The sequence below is a fragment of the Tsuneonella litorea genome (assembly GCF_025154015.1).
Lineage (GTDB): Bacteria > Pseudomonadota > Alphaproteobacteria > Sphingomonadales > Sphingomonadaceae > Tsuneonella > Tsuneonella litorea.
This window is the reverse complement of sequence record NZ_JAOAMV010000005.1, coordinates 232380-251391: the sequence shown is the minus strand read 5'-3', so window position 1 is coordinate 251391 and position 19012 is coordinate 232380. Positions and strand designations below refer to the sequence as shown.

Genomic DNA, 19012 nt, shown 5'->3' with positions numbered 1-19012 from the left:
GCAATGTAACCGGTTACGCAATGCGATCACCGGAGGGGAGAAGCGCGTGAAGATGGCGACCTGCAAGGCTTTGGCGGCGATGATGCTTCTAGCCGGCTGCACCAACTTTCCCCAGGCCGCATCGGCGCACCAGGCGGTGGCCGGCCAGCATCCCCAGGAGGCCGTCGCCGAAGGCGGCTATCGCTACCAGTTGTTCGTTCCCCGCGCTCTGGCCTCCGCGCCGCGCCGGAGCGAACGGCGCTGGCCGCTGATGATCTTCCTTCACGGATCGGGCGAGCGAGGCGAAGACATCGCCAAGGTGAAGGTTCACGGACCTCCCAAGGTCGCCGACGCGGACCCGGATTTCCCCTTCGTGCTCGTCTCCCCGCTCCTCCCCGCCGAGCAGGATTGGGACGTCGCCAGGCTTGACGCGATCGTCGATCGCATCGCCGCTAACCTGCCAATCGACCCGGATCGCATATACCTGACGGGGCTCAGCCGCGGCGGTCATGCCACGTGGAGGTGGGCCGCGATGGAACCGTCGCGGTTCGCGGCGATCGCGCCGGTCGCGGGACGGGGCGACCCGGCGACCGCCTGCGCGCTCAAGGACCTGCCGGCCTGGGCGCTCCACGGCGACCGCGACGACGTCGTCATCCCTGAGGGAAGCTTCGCCATGGCCCGCGCCATCCGCGCCTGCGGTGGCCGCAAGAGCCGCCTGACCATCTATCCCGACCTCGGTCACAACGCGTGGGACCCGGCCTATTCGGATCCTGCGCTCTATCTCTGGCTGCTCTCGCAGCACAGGCAAACCGGCGGAAATTAGCGATGCGTATCCGGGCCTGGATCGGCCTCGCTCTCGGACTCGTCCTTGCCGGCTGCGCGCACCAGTTCGCCGGTGAGCGCTCCGGCGCCGAGGAACTGCGGGCGATGACATACAACATACGCCTCGACCTGGCGTCGGACGGGGCGAACGCCTGGTCCGGCCGCCGCGAGTTGGTCTTCGCCCTTCTCGGGAGAGAGCAACCAGACGTGATGGGCCTGCAGGAAGTCCTGCTTCACCAGAAGGCTGATCTCGAAGCGGCCCTCCCCGGCTACGCCTTCGCAGGAGTCGGGCGCGATGACGGTGCCGAAGGGGGCGAATTTTCTCCGGTCGCCTGGCGCCGCGCGCGGTTCGAGGCGCTCGAAACCGGGACCTTCTGGCTGTCCCCTGCCCCCGCGGTTCCCGGCAAGGGCTGGGATGCCGCCTTCCCGCGGATCGCCTCGTGGGCCCTGCTGCGCGATCGCAGCACCGGAATGACGTTCCGCATTCTCAACACCCACCTCGACCATGTTGGCACGGAAGCGCGGGCGCGCAGCGGCGCCATGCTCGCAGAGTGGGCCGCAAGGCACGTCGCCGCCGGCGAACGCGTGATCGTGCTGGGGGACTTCAATTCGACCCCGGACATGCCGGCGATCCTGACGCTGGCAGACCCGGCCCGCGGCGCGCTTCGCAACACGCGGGCCATCAGCGCCACACCCCCTTACGGTCCCGCCGGGACGTTCAACGCCTTCCGCATCGATCGCGATGACCCCGCGCCGATCGACCACATCTTCGTCTCGGGCGGCTTCGCAGTGCTGCGCCATGCCACGATCACCCAGCACTGGGGCGGCCGGCTGCCATCGGATCATTATCCGGTTATCGCCGACCTCAAGGTGCTCGACTGAACCGGTCCATCCCATGGCTGCTCACGTTGCTGCTTGCCGGCTGCATGACGCCCGGGCCGGTCGTGCCTGCGGTTGCGGGACGCAGCGCGACCGTGCTCGAGACAGGCTGGCAATTCCGCTTTCAGGATGAGTGGACGGTCGGACAGGCGGCTGCCGCGCCCGACGCGCAATGGCAATCGGTCGACCTGCCTCACACCTGGAACCGGCTCGGCGAGTACCGCGAGGAGCGGACCGCCGCGACCGACAACCGCCAGGGGACCGGCTGGTATCGACGCACGATCGATGGTCGGGTCCTCGACCCGTCCAGGCGGCACTACCTCGAATTCGATGCGGTAGGGAATGTCGCCGACGTCTGGCTGAACGGGCAGCCTCTGGGCCGACACGCGGGGGCATTCACGCGCTTTCGTCTCGAACTTGGCGATGCCCTCGACTACACCGGCCCCAACCTGCTTATCGTCCGTGCGGACAACAGCGATCCGAAGCCCGGAATCGCGACCGCCGACGTCATCCCGCTCCTCGGCGATTTCTTCGTTCACGGTGGCATCTATCGCCCGGCGCGCCTCGTCTCGGTGCCCGCCAGCCATATCGCGCTCGACGATTTCGGCGGTCCCGGGGTCTACGCGACCCCCACGCTCGAGAAAGACGGCACTGCGGCGGTTTCGGTCGAAGTCCGCCTAACCGGCGCGCAACGGGGCCAGGAACTGATCGTCGCCATCGCCGGCGATGACGGCCGCGAAATCACGCGTTCCGCGCTCCCGCTTGCGGACGGCCTGCAGGCCGCCCGGACCACGCTCGTCGTGCCTCGGCCCCGGCTGTGGAACGGCCGCCGCGACCCGCACCTCTATTCCGTGACGGCGACATTGCTGCGGCACGGCGCCCCGATCGACACGGTGCGCCAGCCGTTCGGCATACGCACCACGCGCTTCGACCCGGACGAGGGCTTCTTCCTCAACGGCGAGCGGCTGGAACTGCGCGGCGTGTCCCGGCACCAGGACCGGCTCGGCCAGGGATGGGCGCTGTCGCCGGCGGACGAGGCGCAGGACATGGCGATCATCGCAGAGATGGGCGCGAACAGCGTGCGCGTGGCGCACTACCCCCAATCGGAGAACTGGTTCGACCTGGCCGACCGCGCCGGGATGGTCGTCTGGGCAGAGGTCCCCTTCGTCAACAAGCCGAGTTTCGGCGACGCACCGGCCTCCGACGCCCTGCGCGAGAACGCGCGGGTCCAGATGACCGAGATGATCCGCCAGAACTTCAACCACCCGTCGATCGTGACCTGGGGGATCGGCAACGAGGTCGACATCGACCTCGCGTTCAAGCGGCTGGGACCGAAGGCCGACGCGCGGCCCCTGCTGCGCGAGCTCAACGCATTGTCGCACGCCGAGGACCCTTCACGTCCGACTGTCCTGGCCGACTGCTGCGAAAGCACCCCCGGCGAAAAGGCGGCATACCTGCCGGTCCTTGCCGGCGAAGCCGACCTGATGGGCTACAACCGCTACTTCGGCTGGTACTACGGCAAGGTCGATGACCTGGGACCGCACCTCGACATGCTGCACGCGCGCCATCCGGCGATCCCCCTGTCGGTCAGCGAATACGGCGCGGGCGGCGCGTTGACCCAGCACAGCGATCATCCGGAAGGCCGGCCGACCAACGTGACCGGTCGCCCCCAGCCGGAAGAGTTCCAGGCCTGGTGGCACGAACAGAGCTGGCCGCAGATCCGCGAACGCAAGTACCTCTGGGGCAGCTGGATCTGGAACATGTTCGACTTTTCCAGCCGGATCCGGCGCGAAGGCGACGCCACCGACATCAATACCAAGGGCCTGGTCAGCTACGATCGTACGGTGAAGAAGGACGCCTTCTACTACTACAAGGCGCAATGGAGCAGCGAACCGGTGGTGCACATCACGTCGCGCCGCTTCGATCGGCGCGCCGAGCGCGGGACACGGATCAAGATTTACAGCAACGCCCCCGGCGTGGCGGTCACGCTCAACGACAGGCCGCTGGGCGAGGCGCCGTGCATCGACCGCGTCTGCGTGATGACGGGGATCGAACTGAGCCCGGGCATCAATACGATCGGTGCGCGCGCCACGTTCGGGGACGTCGTGGTGGCCGACAGGGTGGAATGGCGACTGGTCGACGCCGCGGGGGAGTAGCGCCGCTTCCCGTCAGACCATCTTCAGGGTCGCCGCGACACCGAAATGATCCGACGGATATTCGCCATCGGTCGCGCGATCGCCGATCCTTCGCGCGGTCACCGTCTCGAAGCAGCATCGCTCGGCGAACACATGATCGATCACCCGCTGCGAATGCCCCCTGGCAGAGTTGAGGGTGGTCGAGGTCGCGCCGGGCGCAAGCGCGCTCGCAAAGCGGGGTGGCCCCAGGAGCGAAAGCTCTGGTGCCGTCAGCGGGGCATTGAAATCGCCCATGATCACCAGCGGCGTCCCGTCCCGCGGCAGCCACGCCAACAAGTCGGCGACCTGCTGCGCGCGCACCGGGCCGGCGTCTGCCTGCCACGCCAGGTGCGTCACGACCACGTCGATCGGGCGGCCCTGCAGCAACACGCGCGTGCGCAGGGCGGTTCGATGATCGCTTACCGGTTCGAGGACCCTCGCCGCTTCCTCGACCACGGGCAGGCGGGAGAGAATGGCATTCCCGTACCGCTTGGCCGAACCCGGCGGCTCCGACGCGGCGAAATGCACCGAGTAGCCGCCCAGCATGGTGGCAATGGTCGCTGCCTGATTGGGAAGCGCCTTGGCGGAATCTTCGAGGTTCTCCTGAAGCCCGATGACGTCCGCTTCGGACTCGCGCAGCGCCTGAACAATCAGCGGCAGCCGCGCGGCCCAGTTTTCCGCGTCGTGCCAGATGTTGAAGGTCGCCACCCTGAGGTTCGCGCGCAGCGAGCCGGCAACACTCGCGCACGACGCCAGCGGCAGGGCCGCCGCGGCGCACAGCAAGCCGCGCCTGTCCAGCACGGGGCGTCCGGCCCTCACCGGGTGCCGCTCAGCCAGCCTCCGCTGAAACCGAGTCGTTCGAGGCCCCGCCGGATATGCGGGTTCTTGCGCATGACCTTCCAGACCAGGCCGGTCCGGTGGTTCTCCATCATCGCGAGGATCGGTCCCTGGTCGATCCCGAGATAATCGTGCGCCACCCAGCCCTTGACCGGATCGATCGAGCCGCTCCGGCTTCCGGCATCGACGAAGGTATAGCTCGGGTTGAAGGCGTCCTTGAACCCGTACTGTGCATAGAGCATGTCGCCATAGGCATCCCGCATCGACATGAGTGCCGGAATGGTCACCTCTGGCGCAAAGGCGACCGAGCCTCCCGCCGCAGTGGGCACGATCGTACCGTCGTCGACCACGCGGTGGCTGCTTGCCCCGCGGGCCGAATACCCCATGAACGTGCGCGGCTTGCCGTTCACCAGCCGCCCGTTCGCGGCTGCGGTGGGACCGTCGGACGCGGTCCAGCCCCACAGATCCCCCGAATAGCCGATCCAGTCGTTCGGATTGTCGATCCCATAGGCGCGCTGGCTCAAGGTCGCGCGGCGGCTGTTTTCGAAATAGTCGATGCCCTTGCGCGCCATGAACGCATCGCGGATGCCACGAAAGTCGACCCAGACGTGGCTGTACTGGTGCCCGAACAGGGGCTCGAACTGGAGGTGTTCATAGCCGTAGAAGCTGCCCCAGTCCTTTTCCAGGTCGGCGGCCCAGCCTGTGTCCCAGGCGTCCTTGCCGACGGGATGCGTCGGCGATCCTGCGGCGAGGACATAGACCAGCATGCCTTCGTTGTAACCGACCCAGTCGTGCGTGCCGAAGTCGCCGCCGTTCCCGCGTTCCGGGTACCAGCCCATCGCGATCGCCTTGCCGCTGCCGCCGTTGCCGGACGGGATAGTGCTGTTCTCGCGCTGGACGAACGTCCAGTCGACCCGGCGATAGATCTTCTCCGCCAGGTCGCGAATTTCGCGTTCGACCGGGTTGTCGCGGTCGAAATAGCTCTGCGCGAAAAGCACTCCGCCGAGCAGGAGGCTGGTGTCGACCGTCGAAAGCTCGGTGTTTCCGCGGCGCGTGCCGTCATCGTTCTTGAGGAAATGGTAGAAGAAGCCCTTGTGCCCCGCCACGCCTTCGGCTTGCGGCCCCTGGGGCGCGGTCCAGTAGAACCGAAGGCAGTCGCGCGTGCGCGCCGCGGCGTCCGGGCGCGAAACATAGCCGCGTTCGGCACCGATCCCGTAGGCGGTCAGCGCGAACCCGGTGGCCGCGATCGAGGAGAACGGATTGCTGGGCCAGCGATCCGGCGCAAGGCATCGCTCGGTATCGGTGGTGTCCCAGAAATAGCGGAACGTGCGCCGGGTGAGGTCTTCGGAGAAGGCCTCCGCCGGAGGGTCCGTGCGAACCGCCGCGCCGCTCTCCGGCGGCGTCAGCGGCGTGCACGAGGCGAGGAACAGAAGCGATGCGAACCGAAGGGCAGTGAAAGGTGTCATTGTTCCGTCGTCTTGGCAGTGATGCGCGGTCCGGGGAGGATCGGACCGCGCATCGCCCGGCTGCAGGATCAGAAGTCGAAACCGGCCGAGATCTTGAACGTCCGCGGCGGCCCCTCGGTCGAAAAGCTGTTGGGGTTCCTGAGGCCAGTCGACGCGATGAAGCTGTTGTAGTTGCGATCGTTCATCGCGTTGATGATGTCGAGGCGGACAAAGATCCGGGCCTCGTCGGTGATGAAGTGCAGCGGGATGTGCTGGGTCAGCGCCAGGTCCAGCTGGCGGAAGCCCCGCGAAGCCTCGAGCGCGCTCACGACCAGCGCAGGATCCTGCCCCGGGAAGCGGTTGAAGCTGTTGAGGAACGGGGGCGAGGCGAGCGTGAACTTGCCCGAGATCGTCAACCCGATCGGCGTATCGGTCGCCCCGGCGATGACCAGGCGATGGCGCCGCAGCCCGCTCGACGGCTTGATCGTGTAATCCTCGAGCGACGGGAAATCGAGCGCGAAGACCTCGCCGAAGTTCCGGTTCTCTACCGCGTCCGTATAGGTATACGTCGCGGCGATGTTCCACGGCGAAGCCTGCGTGTACCGCTTGTTGAGCTTCAGGTAGCCCGCGTCCGAACGGGTATACAGGCCGTTGTCGCCGATGATGATCGAACCGTAGCCCGGAGGGGCGAAGCCGAACGGCGAGCCGCCCGAGGCGGTGAAGAACGAACCGTTGGGCTGGCGGTTGCCGAGGAGGTACGCGAACCCGTCCTTGCTGACGATGTGCGTATAGCCGACTTCGGCCGTCCACAGGTTCGACACCCGGCTGCGCAGGCCGAGGCTGAACTGGTCCGAATAGGGGACCTTCAGGTTGTTGTTGATGAAGCGGAGTTCGCGCCCGCCACCCGCACCGGCCCCGGCGACGAGCTGGTCACGCCCCGCCTGGGTCAGGTAGACCGGATTGAACGGAACGCAGGTCGGGCTCGGCGTGCAGGTGTTGCGCGGATCGCCGGTGATGAAGTTGAACGTGCGCGTGGTGTACGAACCGACGCTGATTTCCTGCTGGAGGAAATCGAACTGATTGCGGTCATACGAACGGCCGTAGCCACCGAACAGCACCCAGGTGCCGTCGCCGGTGAAATCGTAGCTGAAACCGATCCGCGGCTGGATCGCACCGGTGAACGCCTTGCGGTTGTTCCCCGTCGAGATGTAGTCCTCGATATTGTAGTTCGCGTTCGCAAGGTTCGGATACTTGATGTTGTCCGTCGTCGCGAGCACCGAGTCCACGGCATCGAGCGCGTCGGCCGGGTGGACGAAATTGAGATACGAGGGCGTCCGTTCGTAATCCCAGCGCACGCCGAGGTTCAGCGTCAGGCGCGGCGTTACCTCCCAGTCGTCCTGGATGTACACGCCGAACTGCCAGTTGTTGGACTGTACGATGGGCGTGCCCGTGCCGGTCTGGTAGCCGAACTGGACCCGGTATGGGATCGACTGATTGAACGTACCGCCGTTCGGGTTGAAGTTGGTGTTGTACGAATAGGCAGGGTTGAAGAAGTTCTGCTGGATCGTGGTCAGGTCGATCCACTTCGACTTGACGCCCGCCTTGATCGTATGGCCCGGCAGCCCGACATAGGTGAAGTCGTTCTGGATGCCCCAGCCCTTCTGCCCCTTGTCCTGGAAGTTGGCGCCGCCTCCGACGCGCAGGATCTGCGCGTTCGACAGGTTGTTGCCGGTCACCGGGCTGACCCCGCTGAAAGTGAAGATCGACCCGTTCTCAAGCGTTTGCGGACGCGGCGACCAGGAAACGTCCTCGTAAGTCACCTTAAGGTCGTTGATCCAGTTGTCGGTGGTATGCTCCCACCGCAGCGTGCCGCGCTTTTCGTCGACTTCCTGGGAACTGGCCGTCTCGACGGCGTTGCTGCCGTTGCCGAGGAATATGCCGCTCTCCTTGCGGTACTTGCCCGACAGTTCGATCAGATCGCTGGCAGTCGGCGAGACGTCGATCTTGGCGAAGTAGAGGTCTTCGTTGAACTCCTGCTGGGTCGGCCCGAACAGCCCCTGGTACTCGGTCGGGAAATAGCTGACGGGGAACGACTGGCCCGGCTGGATGTCGACCGGCAGGCGGCGACGCTTGCCTTCGTAGGTGACGAAGAAGTGTGCGATGTCCCTGATGATCGGGCCGCCGAGCGCACCGCCGAACTGGAAGTCCTTCGTTTCCGCCTTCACCGGGTTCGCGGTGAAGATTTCCGTCGGCCGGCGTTCACGCATGCTGGTGTCGGTGTAGTCGATGAACGCGGAGCCGTGGAACTCGTTGGTCCCCGACTTCGTCGCGGCCGTGATCGCCACGGAGCTGACCTGGTCGAACTCCGCCTTGTAGTTCGAGCTGATGACCCGGTACTCGCCGACCGCCAGCTGGGGAAACGGGTTGCCCTGGCTGGAATCCTGTCCGGTTATGCCGTTCTTGAGAACGTAGTCCTTCTGTCCCACTCCGTCGATGAAGACGTTGACCGTGCGGCTGTCCTGCGCGCCGCCCTGGATGCGCGACTGTCCGTCCGGATTGACGAACTGCACGCCGGGCGCGAGGTCCGCGAAGGCAAGGAAGTTGCGATTGTTCTGCGGCAGGGTCTGCAATTCGCGCGGGGTGATGTTCGTGCCGACTTCGCCGCCCTCCATGGTCTTGATGCGGTCGGCAGTAACGATGATGCCGCCACTGTCCCCGCCGTCCGGGACGGTGGTGACGGTGGAGAGATCGAAATTCAGCACCGCGTCCTGTGCCACGAGGAGCTGGAATTCGTCGGTCGTGCGCACGCCGGTCGGCGTCGTCAGCTCGAGCCGATATGTCCCGGGACGCAGCGAGGGGAAGTTGTAGCTGCCGTCGGGCGCCACCTGCACGGTGCGATTGATGCCGGTATTGACCTCGACCACGGTGACCTGGGTCACGCCCCCATCGGCAACGACGGTGCCGCGCAGCGAAGCGTTGACCTGCTGCGCCGCAGCGGGCGTCGCAAGCGCGATCGCCATCGCGCCGCCGGCTGTCCCGAGGGCAAGCGCCGCCGCGAATCGACGGGCGCCGAACGAACGGGTGCTGAGCCTAGAAAGCATCTTCCAGTAACCTCCCTAAACACCGGAGCCTCCATGCATTTTCGCCGAAACCCGACGAGCAGAAGACGTCCGAATCAAATTTTTCGTGGGGCCTTGTAACCGGTTTCATAAGCACTGTATAGTCCGATCCCGAAGCCAGCGAGATGGACGGCGGATCCAGCGAGATGGACGGCGGATATCGCGCCCGACACCGTTGGCGATGGGCGGGAGATGATGATGAGAAGGCTATCGGCACTCTTTCTGGCGGGGTGCTCGCTGCAACTGGCGGCGTGCGCGGCGGCGGGAATGCCTGTCGCGACGACCGATGTTCGTTCCGCGCCCGCTATCCGCGCCGATACCGTGCCCCAAGTCCCGGCGCAGCCGGCGTGGGCGAAAGGCGATCCGAAGATGGATGCCTTTATCGATGCGCTGATGGCGAAGATGACGCTCCAGGAAAAGATCGGTCAGCTGAACCTGCTCACCAGCGACTGGGAATCGACCGGCCCGACCATGCGCAGCGGATACCAGGACGACATCAAGGCGGGCCGCGTCGGCGCGATCTTCAACGCCTACACCGCGAAATACACCCGCGACCTGCAGCGCCTTGCCGTCGAAGACACCCGGCTGAAGATCCCCCTCCTGTTCGGCTACGACGTCATCCACGGCCATCGCACGATATTCCCGATTTCGCTCGGCGAGGCGGCGAGCTGGGACATGGACGCCATCGAGACCTCGGCGCGCGTGTCCGCGGAAGAAGCCGCGGCCGAGGGCATTCACTGGACCTTTTCCCCGATGGTCGACATCGCCCGCGATGCGCGCTGGGGCCGGGTGTCCGAGGGCGCGGGCGAAGACGTCTTCCTCGGCAGCCGGATCGCGCGCGCGCGCGTGCACGGGTACCAGGGCGACGATCTGGCCCGGACCGACACGATTCTTGCGACCGCCAAGCACTTCGCGGCCTACGGCGCCGCGCAGGCCGGCCGCGACTATCACACGGTGGACATCTCGGACCGCACCCTGCGGGATACCTATCTGCCTCCCTTCAAGGCGGCCGTCGACGCCGGTGTCGCCAGCTTCATGACGAGCTTCAACGAGGTCGACGGGGTGCCCGCCAGCGGAAACAAGTACCTCCTGACCGACACCCTGCGCGACAAGTGGGGCTTCGACGGCTTCGTGGTCACCGACTACACCTCGATCGCCGAGATGGTCCCCCACGGTTACGCGAAGGACAAGGCGCAGGCCGGCGAGCAGGCGATCAACGCGGGGGTCGACATGGACATGCAGAGCGCGATCTTCATGGACGACCTGGCGAAATCGGTTGCCGAGGGCCGGGTTTCCGTCGCGGCGATCGACCGGTCGGTGCGGCGTATTCTCGAGGCGAAATACCGTCTCGGCCTGTTCGAGGATCCCTATCGCTACGCCGACGAGGCGCGCGAGAAGGCGACGCTCTACAAGCCGGAATACCTCGAGGCCGCGCGCGATGTGGCCCGCAAGTCGATGGTCCTGCTGAAGAACGAGGGCAACGCCCTGCCCCTCGCCGCCTCGGCGAAGTCGATCGCGCTGATCGGTCCCCTGGGCGACAGCAAGGCGGACATGATCGGCAGCTGGGCCGCCGCCGGCGATCGCCGGACCCGGCCCGTTTCGGTGCTTGAGGGACTGAAGGCGCGCGCGCCGAGCGGGACCAGCGTGACCTACGCCAAGGGGGCCAGCTACGAGTTCGAAGCCGCCGGCAAGACCGACGGGTTCGCCGAGGCCCTCGCCCTCGCCCGCAAATCGGATGTCATCATCGCCGCCATGGGCGAGAAGTGGGACATGACCGGCGAGGCCGCCAGCCGCACCTCGCTCGACCTTCCCGGCAACCAGGAGGCGCTGCTCAGGCAGCTCGTAGCGACGGGCAAGCCGGTAGTGCTGCTGTTGATGAGCGGGCGGCCCAATTCGATCGGCTGGGCCCAGGATCACGTCGCGGCGATCCTGCACGCCTGGTATCCCGGCACGATGGGCGGCCATGCGGTGGCAGACGTGCTGTTCGGCGACTACAATCCTTCGGGCAAGCTGCCGATCACCTTCCCGCGCAACGTCGGCCAGGAGCCGATCCACTACGACATGAAGCACACCGGTCGCCCGATCGAGCTGGGTGCGCCGGGGGCCAAGTACGTTTCCCGTTATCTCGATGTGCCCAACAGCCCGCTCTATCCGTTCGGATACGGCCTCAGCTACACGACCTTCGGCTATTCGCCGGTGTCGCTCAGCGCATCGTCGATGGGCCGGAGCGGGTCCATCGTCGCGAGCGCCACGGTCACCAACACCGGCACCCGCGCGGGCGAGGAAGTGGTGCAACTCTATGTCCAGGACATGGTCGGTTCGGTGACCCGGCCGGTCCAGGAACTGAAGGGGTTCGAAAAGATCGCCCTCGCGCCCGGCGAGAGCCGCACCGTCCAGTTTACCGTCCGGCCCGAGGATCTCGCCTTCACCCGCGCGGACATGAGCTTTGGTTGGGAGCCCGGCGAATACCGCCTGTGGATCGCCCCGTCGTCCGGCGCGAAGGCGAGCACGCCGGTCGAATTCACCATAACGGAATAGCCCATGAAGCAGGTCGCCCTTCTCGCTCCGCTCGCCTTCCTGGCGCTTGGGGCCTGCGCCAATTTCCGGTCAGCGGCCGAGCCGGCGACGGTCGCTCCCGCGCCGGTCGAGCAGAAGCGCCCGAACATCATCTTCATCATGTCGGACGATCACGCCCAGACGGCAATTTCCGCCTACGGAACCCGGATCGGCAAGATCGCCCCAACGCCGAACATCGACCGCATCGCAAGGAACGGCGCGCTGTTCGAGAACAGCTACGTCACCAACTCGCTGTGCGGGCCGAGCCGAGCGACGATGCTGACCGGCCTGTTCAGCCACCTGCACGGGTTCACGAAGAACGGACAGACGTTCGACAATGCGTCGTGGAACTGGGTGCGCGCACTCGGCCAGTCGGGCTACCAGACCGCGTTGTTCGGCAAGTGGCACCTCAATTATTCCCCCCAGGGGTCCGGCATCGACACCTGGGCGGTGCTTGACGACCAGGGAAAGTACTACAACCCGGACATCATCACGCCCGAAGGCAAGAAGGTGGTCGAAGGCTACGCCACCGACATCACCACCGACCTGACGCTTCGCTGGCTCAACGAGCAGCGCAAGCCCGGCCAGCCGTTCGTCCTGATGATGCACCACAAGGCACCGCACCGGAACTTCATGCCGGCGATCCGCCACGTCCAGAAGTACATCGGCACCGAATTTCCCGTGCCGACCAACTATTTCGACCACTACGACGGGCGCCCCGCGGCCGCGGCGCAGGAAATGACGGTCGCCCATGACATGTACGAGGGCCACGACCTCAAGATGACGACGAAGGCGGGTTCGCGGGAGCTGCGCTTCAACCCGTGGACCGACGATTTCAACCGCATGACCGAGGCCCAGCGCGAAGCCTACTTCGGCGCGCTTCAGCCCGGCAACGACGCGATGAACCGCGCGAACCTGAACGAGCGCGAGATGGCGATCTGGAAATACCAGCGATACATGGACGAATATCTCGGCACCGTCGCCGCGGTCGACGAAAGCGTGGGCCGGGTGCTCGACTGGCTCGAGGCTTCGGGCGAGATGGACAACACGATCGTGGTCTACACCTCGGACCAGGGCTTCTACCTCGGCGAGCACGGGTGGTTCGACAAGCGCTTCATGTACGAGGAATCGCTGCGCACCCCGTTCCTGATGCAGTACCCGGGGCACATCCCTGCGGGCCTCCGGGTTGCCGCACCGATCCAGAACATCGATTATGCGGCCACCTTCCTCGACTACGCCGGGCTGCCCGCGCGCAAGGAGATCCAGGGCCGTTCGCTGCGCGACGTCGCCGATGGCACCCCGCCCGCCGATTGGCGCGACGCGATCTACTATCACTATTACGAGTACGTCCGGGGCCCGGGCAATCACGCGGTGAGCGCGCACTACGGAATCAAGTCCGATCGCTACAAGCTGATCCGCTTCTACGGCCACGTGAACGCGTGGGAATTCTACGATCTAGCCAGCGATCCCGACGAGATGCACAACCGGATCGACGATCCCGCCATGCAGCCGCAGATCGCCCGCATGAAACGCCGGCTCACCGCGCTGCGTCAGAAATACCGCGACGACGGCGGGCCGGCGGTCACGGATGCGCTAGCGTCGCCCGCGGCCATCGCGCGGGGTCAGCGCGATGCCGAATCCGCCGCCGGACTCCATCACCATTGAAAGCGAGTCGGCAGCGGTAACCGTCCGCTTTTCGCGAACCATCGAGAACCGGTTGCCCTCGATCCCCCCGTCCGGCCCGTCGCGCCAGATCTCCGCCGTATAGCGCCTGCCGGCCGGAAGGAACGACAGGTCGACCCGGACCGTGCGCTGCGCGGCATCGGTCACCCCGCCGAGCCACCAGTCCTGCCCGCCCCGCCGCTGGCGCGCGACGACCGCGAATTGGCCGATCTGCCCGCTGAGCACACGGGTCCGTTCCCAGTCGACCGGCACGCGCTCGATGAAGGCCAGCGCATCGGGTGCCTTCGCGTAATTTTCCGGCAGGTCCGCTGCCATCTGGAGCGGTGAATAGAGCACGACGTAATCGGCCAGTTGACGGGCAAGCGTGTTGGGGATCGGGCGCCCGCCCCGGCCCTCGAGGCTGACGATACCAGGCGTGTAGTCGAGCGGGCCGGACAGCATACGCGTGAACACCAGGGTGGGCTCGTGGCTGGGCGGGTTGGGCGGCTCGCCCCAGGCCATGTACTCGGTACCCCGCGCGCCTTCCCGGCTCATCAGGTTGGGCCACGTGCGCCGCAGCCCGGTGTCCTTGATCGGTTCGTGCGCGTTGATCGCGATCCGGCGCCTGGCGGCCTCCTTCGCGACGAGGACGTGATGGCGGGCCATGAACTGCCCGTCGTGCCATTCCCACTGCTCGGTCCCGTCCGGGTCCTCGCGCAGCACGCCGCCCGCATCGGCGACATATCCCGTCTTGACCGCATGGACGCCGTGCTTGCGGTAATAGTCGAACGCCTGGGCAAGGTTGCGTTCGTAAAGGCCTGCATTGCCGGCCGTCTCGTGGTGACCCATCAGTTCCACGCCCCGCGCCCTGGCGTAGGCACTGACCGCATCCATGTCGAAATCGGGATAGGCGGCGGCGAACTTGAAGTTGCGGCCGCTTTCGCTCCACCAGCCCTCGTTCCAGCCCTCGACCAGCACCGATCCGAACCCGTGCCGGGCGGCGAAGTCGATGTAGCGACGCGCGTGCTCGGTTGTCGCGCCGTGCTTCGGCCCCGCGTTCCAGCTCCACTTGTCGAGGTGCATTGCCCACCAGATGCCGACGTACTTGTGGGGGCGGATCCAGCTGGTGTCGGCGATCCGGCTGGGTTCGTTGAGGTTGAGGATGATGTCGGCGGCCGCGTAGAGCTGCGGCGCGTCCTCCGCCACCAGCACCACCCGCCACGGGGTTTCGAACGGCGCGGCCCGCCGGACCTTCCACGGCTGCGACGACGGCGCGAGCCGGGTGCGGAACCGCTGGTCCTCGATCCGCTGCAACCAGAAGCCGCTGTAGTCGTCCAGCGCCGCTTCGTGGATCGCGACGTGCAGCCCGTCAGCTCGGCGAAAGGTTATCGGCGTGTGCGCGGTCGTCACCGCTTCGGCCGGCGTCTGCTTGTAAAGGTATTCGTACCGGTTCCATTCTCCGCCCGGAATCCACCATGCCTGGGCCTTTCCGGCGAGATTGAATTCGGTGAGTTCCTCGTCGATCCGGACATCGGCGAGTTGCGGCTGATCCGGGAATGCGAAGCGGAACCCGACCCCGTCGTCGAAGACCCGCGCGACGAGCACGATGGTCCGCCTGGTCTTGCCCTGCTCGGTGATCGGAACCGACATTTCGCGGTGATCGTCGGTGACGAAGCGGCTCTCGCCCCACGGCTGTTCCCACGTGACCGTGCGGCGCGCGCGGACCGGTTCGCCGAGGACAAGCCCGTGTTCCCACTTTCCCGCACCGCGAAGGAGGAAGCCGATCTGCGAGGGCGCGATGACCGGGGCACCGTCCCGCTCGAGCGACCAGGTGGCGTTACCCCCGGCGACCGCCAGGGTGAAGCACAGGCGGCCGTTGGGCGAACATTGCCGGTGGGAGGGCGGGGTTTCGGCCGCGCGTCCGGGCGACGAAACGGGATCGACCGCGCCGACCGCGAAAAGGCACGCTGCCGCCATCCCCCACGGGCGCACGGCTAAGTGCCGCCCTTGCTTGCCGAACATCATTCTCTCCCCGAACCAAGCCGACAGAATAGCCGTCCGCCCCTGTCATGCAACCGGTTACAATGGCACATCCCGATCGTCGCGATGCGGAGGGTGCCCCAGGCTCATGCGATCCGCCGGGCGTGGCGGAATCGCGCGTACCGGTTCAGAAGATCGTTGATCAACTGGTCCCGCGAAAAGCCGGTCACATCGTGTGGTTGGTCGCCCTCCGAGGTGTTCGCCATCGCCCGATAATGGCGTGGCTCCGCGTCATGGGCCTTGGGCGTTTCCGCCCAGACGAAACTGGGCAGCAGGAACGGGCGACTGCGGATCGAGTAGCGGAAAGCGCCGCGTTCGCCATGCGGGACAGTCAGGTCCAGATGGTCGGCATCTTCGCACAGCTCGGGCACCAGGCCCTGCTCCTGCATTTCCGCGGCAACGGCCTTCAGCGCGGGCGCCGCGGTGTCGCCGAGGAAGCGGGTGATGTCCTCCTGGGGATGATGGTGCAATATCGACGTCAGGCGCTGCTGCCAGCCAAGCGCGGGAAGCGGCGCGGCGGGCCGTGCCAGGCTGAGGTCGGCGAGAGCGCCGGTGCGCTCCGTGTTGAGCGCACGGTAGAGCCCGTAGCTGATGAAGATCATCACCGCGGTGAACGGGAGCGCACTGGCGATGGCGGCGGTCTGAAGCGCCTGCAGGCCGCCGGCCACCAACAACACGGCGGCGACGCCTCCGGCGCAGGCGGCCCAGAATATGCGCTGCCAGACCGGGGGATCCTCTGACCCGCCGGAACTGATCATGTCGATCACCAGTGCCCCCGAATCCGCGGAGGTGACGAAGAAGGTAATCACCAACAACGTGGCAAGGCCCGAGGTAATCGCGGAAAGAGGCAACTGCGCGAGCGTTTCGAACAGTGCGACCGGCAGGTTGTCGGTCACCGTGCGCGCGATCGGGGCGAGCCCGTTCATGTCAAGCGAGATGGCCGTATTGCCGAAGACCGTCATCCAGAGAAAGGTGAACAGGACGGGGACCAGCAGCACCCCTGCGGCAAACTCCCGGATCGTCCGGCCGCGCGATATCCGCGCGATGAACATCCCGACGAATGGCGACCACGCGATCCACCAGCCCCAGTAGAACAGCGTCCAATCGCCCAGCCACGGATTTGGCTCGTACGCGTACATGCGGAAGGTCCGCTGGACGACCGCGCCGAGATAGGCGCCGATGTTCTGGACGAACGCCTGGAGGAGAAAGACGGTAGATCCTGCCAGAAGAACGAAGCCGAGAAGCAGCACCGCCAACACGATATTGAGCTCGGACAGGCGCTTCACGCCCCTGTCAAGGCCGAGCACGACCGACATCGTGGCAAGGCCGGTGATGACCGCAATCAAGATCAGTTGCACCGTGATCGATACGGGGACACCGAGGAGATAGCTGAATCCCGCGTTCACCTGCAGGACGCCGAGACCGAGCGAAGTCGCCACTCCGAACATCGTGCCAAGTACCGCGAAGATGTCGATCGTATGCCCGATGGGGCCATAGATGCGGTCGCCGATCAGCGGATAGAGCGCCGAACGGATCGTCAGCGGCAGCCCCCGGCGAAAGGAAAAATAGGCAAGCGCCAGGCCCACCACTATGTAGATCGCCCAGGCGTGCAGGCCCCAATGAAAGAAGGTCAGCACCATCGCCTGTCTTGCGGACTCGACCGTGCCACCCTCGCCGATCGGCGGATTGGCGTAATGCTGGATCGGTTCGGCAACCCCGAAGAAGATCAACCCGATACCCATGCCCGCGCTGAACAGCATCGCGAACCACGAGAGATAGCTGTACTCGGGCTCGCTTTCGTCAGGGCCAAGCTTCACGTCGCCGTATCGGCTGATCATGAGGAATATGACGAAAATCAGGAAGCCGGCGACCGAAGCGATGTAAAACCAGCCAAAGTCCTCGACGATCAGGGCTTGCGCCGCTCCGAAGACGTCACCGGCCTGGCGGGGAAACAGCGCGCCCACGAGCGCGAAAGTCAGGATCAGTAAGGCGGAAGTGAAGAAGACCGGCGCGTTGACCTGCATCCGCGGGCTCGTGCCGGAAGATGCTGGATTGCGGACCGGACCGGTCAAGATTCTCCCCTTCTCGACTGCTTCGCGCCCATCACGCCAACGCAGGGGACCGGCGGAGGTTGCAAGCCCATCGGGTTTTTTTTGCGGATACCGCGATCGATTGCCCGGCATCGCTACCCGGCGGAGTGAGGGTCGAGCGCAGCGGCCACCGCGGTGGTGCGCGGTAACGCCTGATACGGCTGCTGGAGGTCCTCGGGGATCGGCGCGCGGCGGATTTGCCGCCAGATGCCGAACGCGAAGGCCGCTGCCGCGCAGAAGCCGACGAAGACGAACAGTCCTCCCGGACCCAGCAGCATCATCGCTCCTGCGCTCCCGATGGGACCGGCCGCGGCGCCGATCGAGTAGACCAGCACAAGCCCGCCGCTGGCGCCGACCCGCTGATCGGGTGTGAGGTGATCGTTGGTATGGGCGACGCAGAGCGGGTAGAGCGCAAAGGCAAGCCCGCCGAACGCCGCTCCCATGAGCATCAGGCCCGGGCCAGAAGTCGTGATCATCGCGAGACCACCGGATACCGCTGCGGCTCCGGCAAATGTGCCGACGATGACCCGGCGCCGGTCGATCCGGTCGGAAAGCCAGCCGATGGGCCATTGCAGCGCGACTCCCCCTGCGATCACAACGGACATGAAGAAGGCGGTGGAGGAGAGGGGCACGCCCAACCGCTGGGCGTAGACCGCGCCAAGGGCATAGAACGCGCCCAGGATCAGGCCGGTTACGCCCACCCCTACGATGCCGAGCGGCGATGCCGCATGAAGTTCGCGCGCCGTCATCGCCGAATGGCCCATGATCGCCGGACTTTCCAAGCGTGTCAGCGCAATCGGCAGGACCGAGAGCGAGATCAGCAGGGACGAAACGATGAACGGCACCGATGGATGCGCGTTGAGGTTCAGCAAGAACTGGCCCGCTGCCTGCCCCGCATATAACGCGATCATGTAGGCGGCCAGGATCGCGCCACGCGTGACTGATTCGGCCCTCGTGTTGAGCCAGCTTTCCAGGCAGACGAAAACGCCCGCAACGCAGAGCCCGTCTAGAAACCGGAGTGCTGCCCACAGCGCCGTGTGCTGATAGAGCGCATACGAGAGCGTGCTCGCGGAAAGCAGGGAGACGGCCGCAACGAAGGTGCGGATGTGCCCGACCCGCCGGATGATCGGGAGCGCCCGGAGGGATCCGATCGTCAACCCGGCGAAGTAGGCGGTGGCAATCAAGCCGATGGTCGACGCCCGGCTTCCGCCGCTTTCAAGCCGCAGGCTGACCAGGCTGGCAACGAACCCGCTGCCGCCCATGAACATGAAGATCGCGACGAGAATGCTGCGGGCGGAAAGAATGGGGCCGATCACGATCGATCAACCAGAGCGACCGGGTGTCCGTTCCTGTCCCGGGGGAACGATCTTGACCGCAAGGTTGCATTCTTATTCGATCGGCGACCTCGA

The 19012-nt window shown here is 65.9% G+C and carries 11 protein-coding genes; 5 read left to right on the top strand and 6 right to left on the bottom strand.

Features of this window, described 5'->3' with window-relative positions; genetic code table 11:
- The first annotated feature begins 46 nt into the window (after positions 1 to 46).
- Genes N0B51_RS11475 through N0B51_RS11465 form a run of 3 tightly spaced genes read left to right on the top strand, consistent with a single transcriptional unit; the run spans position 47 to position 3836 of the window.
- On the top strand, positions 47 to 802 hold the full coding sequence (locus tag N0B51_RS11475) for a carboxylesterase family protein (protein WP_259962504.1): 756 nt from the start codon (positions 47 to 49) through the stop codon (positions 800 to 802).
- Positions 803 to 804: 2 nt separating this feature from the next.
- Positions 805 to 1683 carry an endonuclease/exonuclease/phosphatase family protein gene (locus N0B51_RS11470; RefSeq protein ID WP_259962503.1) on the top strand — a complete coding sequence of 293 codons (879 nt, stop codon included), beginning with the start codon at positions 805 to 807 and terminating at the stop codon, positions 1681 to 1683.
- Positions 1684 to 1727: 44 nt separating this feature from the next.
- The gene (locus tag N0B51_RS11465) at positions 1728 to 3836 is read left to right on the top strand and encodes a glycoside hydrolase family 2 protein (RefSeq protein ID WP_259962502.1); all 2109 of its coding nucleotides are present in this window, start codon (positions 1728 to 1730) and stop codon (positions 3834 to 3836) included.
- A gap of 12 nt (positions 3837 to 3848) precedes the next feature.
- Here N0B51_RS11465 and N0B51_RS11460 read toward each other — a convergent pair whose 3' ends face one another.
- The 3 genes from N0B51_RS11460 to N0B51_RS11450 form a co-directional block, all read right to left on the bottom strand.
- On the bottom strand, positions 3849 to 4655 hold the full coding sequence (locus N0B51_RS11460; protein ID WP_259962501.1) for an endonuclease/exonuclease/phosphatase family protein: 807 nt from the start codon (positions 4653 to 4655) through the stop codon (positions 3849 to 3851).
- A 14-nt stretch (positions 4656 to 4669) separates the two neighbouring features.
- Entirely contained in the window at positions 4670 to 6157 is a 1488-nt protein-coding gene (locus N0B51_RS11455) for a glucoamylase family protein (RefSeq protein WP_259962500.1), read from the bottom strand.
- Positions 6158 to 6225: 68 nt separating this feature from the next.
- Entirely contained in the window at positions 6226 to 9156 is a 2931-nt protein-coding gene (locus N0B51_RS11450) for a TonB-dependent receptor (protein ID WP_259962499.1), read from the bottom strand.
- A gap of 468 nt (positions 9157 to 9624) precedes the next feature.
- Between N0B51_RS11450 and bglX the strand changes: the two genes are divergently transcribed.
- Positions 9625 to 11793: a beta-glucosidase BglX gene (bglX, locus tag N0B51_RS11445; RefSeq protein WP_259962498.1), complete on the top strand. Its 2169-nt coding sequence runs from the start codon at positions 9625 to 9627 to the stop codon at positions 11791 to 11793.
- A gap of 3 nt (positions 11794 to 11796) precedes the next feature.
- Positions 11797 to 13476, top strand: coding sequence for a sulfatase family protein (locus N0B51_RS11440; RefSeq protein WP_259962497.1), 1680 nt, complete (start codon positions 11797 to 11799; stop codon positions 13474 to 13476).
- Here N0B51_RS11440 and N0B51_RS11435 read toward each other — a convergent pair.
- The 3 genes from N0B51_RS11435 to N0B51_RS11425 form a co-directional block, all read right to left on the bottom strand.
- On the bottom strand, positions 13405 to 15450 hold the full coding sequence (locus N0B51_RS11435; RefSeq protein WP_259962496.1) for a glycoside hydrolase family 97 protein: 2046 nt from the start codon (positions 15448 to 15450) through the stop codon (positions 13405 to 13407). The genes N0B51_RS11440 and N0B51_RS11435 overlap by 72 nt on opposite strands.
- A gap of 149 nt (positions 15451 to 15599) precedes the next feature.
- Positions 15600 to 17537, bottom strand: coding sequence for a BCCT family transporter (locus N0B51_RS11430; protein ID WP_259962615.1), 1938 nt, complete (start codon positions 17535 to 17537; stop codon positions 15600 to 15602).
- Between the two features lie 161 nt (positions 17538 to 17698).
- The gene (locus tag N0B51_RS11425) at positions 17699 to 18919 is read right to left on the bottom strand and encodes an MFS transporter (protein WP_259962495.1); all 1221 of its coding nucleotides are present in this window, start codon (positions 18917 to 18919) and stop codon (positions 17699 to 17701) included.
- Positions 18920 to 19012: the final 93 nt, after the last annotated feature.

Bases quoted from the DNA above. Each gene is read 5' to 3' on its own strand.
- N0B51_RS11465 (WP_259962502.1), top strand. From the start codon at position 1,728: ATGACGCCCGGGCCGGTCGTGCCTGCGGTTGCGGGACGCAGCGCGACC.
- N0B51_RS11440 (WP_259962497.1), top strand. From the start codon at position 11,797: ATGAAGCAGGTCGCCCTTCTCGCTCCGCTCGCCTTCCTGGCGCTTGGG.
- N0B51_RS11455 (WP_259962500.1), bottom strand. From the start codon at position 6,157: ATGACACCTTTCACTGCCCTTCGGTTCGCATCGCTTCTGTTCCTCGCC.
- bglX (WP_259962498.1), top strand. From the start codon at position 9,625: ATGGATGCCTTTATCGATGCGCTGATGGCGAAGATGACGCTCCAGGAA.
- N0B51_RS11435 (WP_259962496.1), bottom strand. From the start codon at position 15,450: ATGGCGGCAGCGTGCCTTTTCGCGGTCGGCGCGGTCGATCCCGTTTCG.
- N0B51_RS11430 (WP_259962615.1), bottom strand. From the start codon at position 17,537: ATGCAGGTCAACGCGCCGGTCTTCTTCACTTCCGCCTTACTGATCCTG.
- N0B51_RS11470 (WP_259962503.1), top strand. From the start codon at position 805: ATGCGTATCCGGGCCTGGATCGGCCTCGCTCTCGGACTCGTCCTTGCC.
- N0B51_RS11450 (WP_259962499.1), bottom strand. From the start codon at position 9,156: ATGGCGATCGCGCTTGCGACGCCCGCTGCGGCGCAGCAGGTCAACGCT.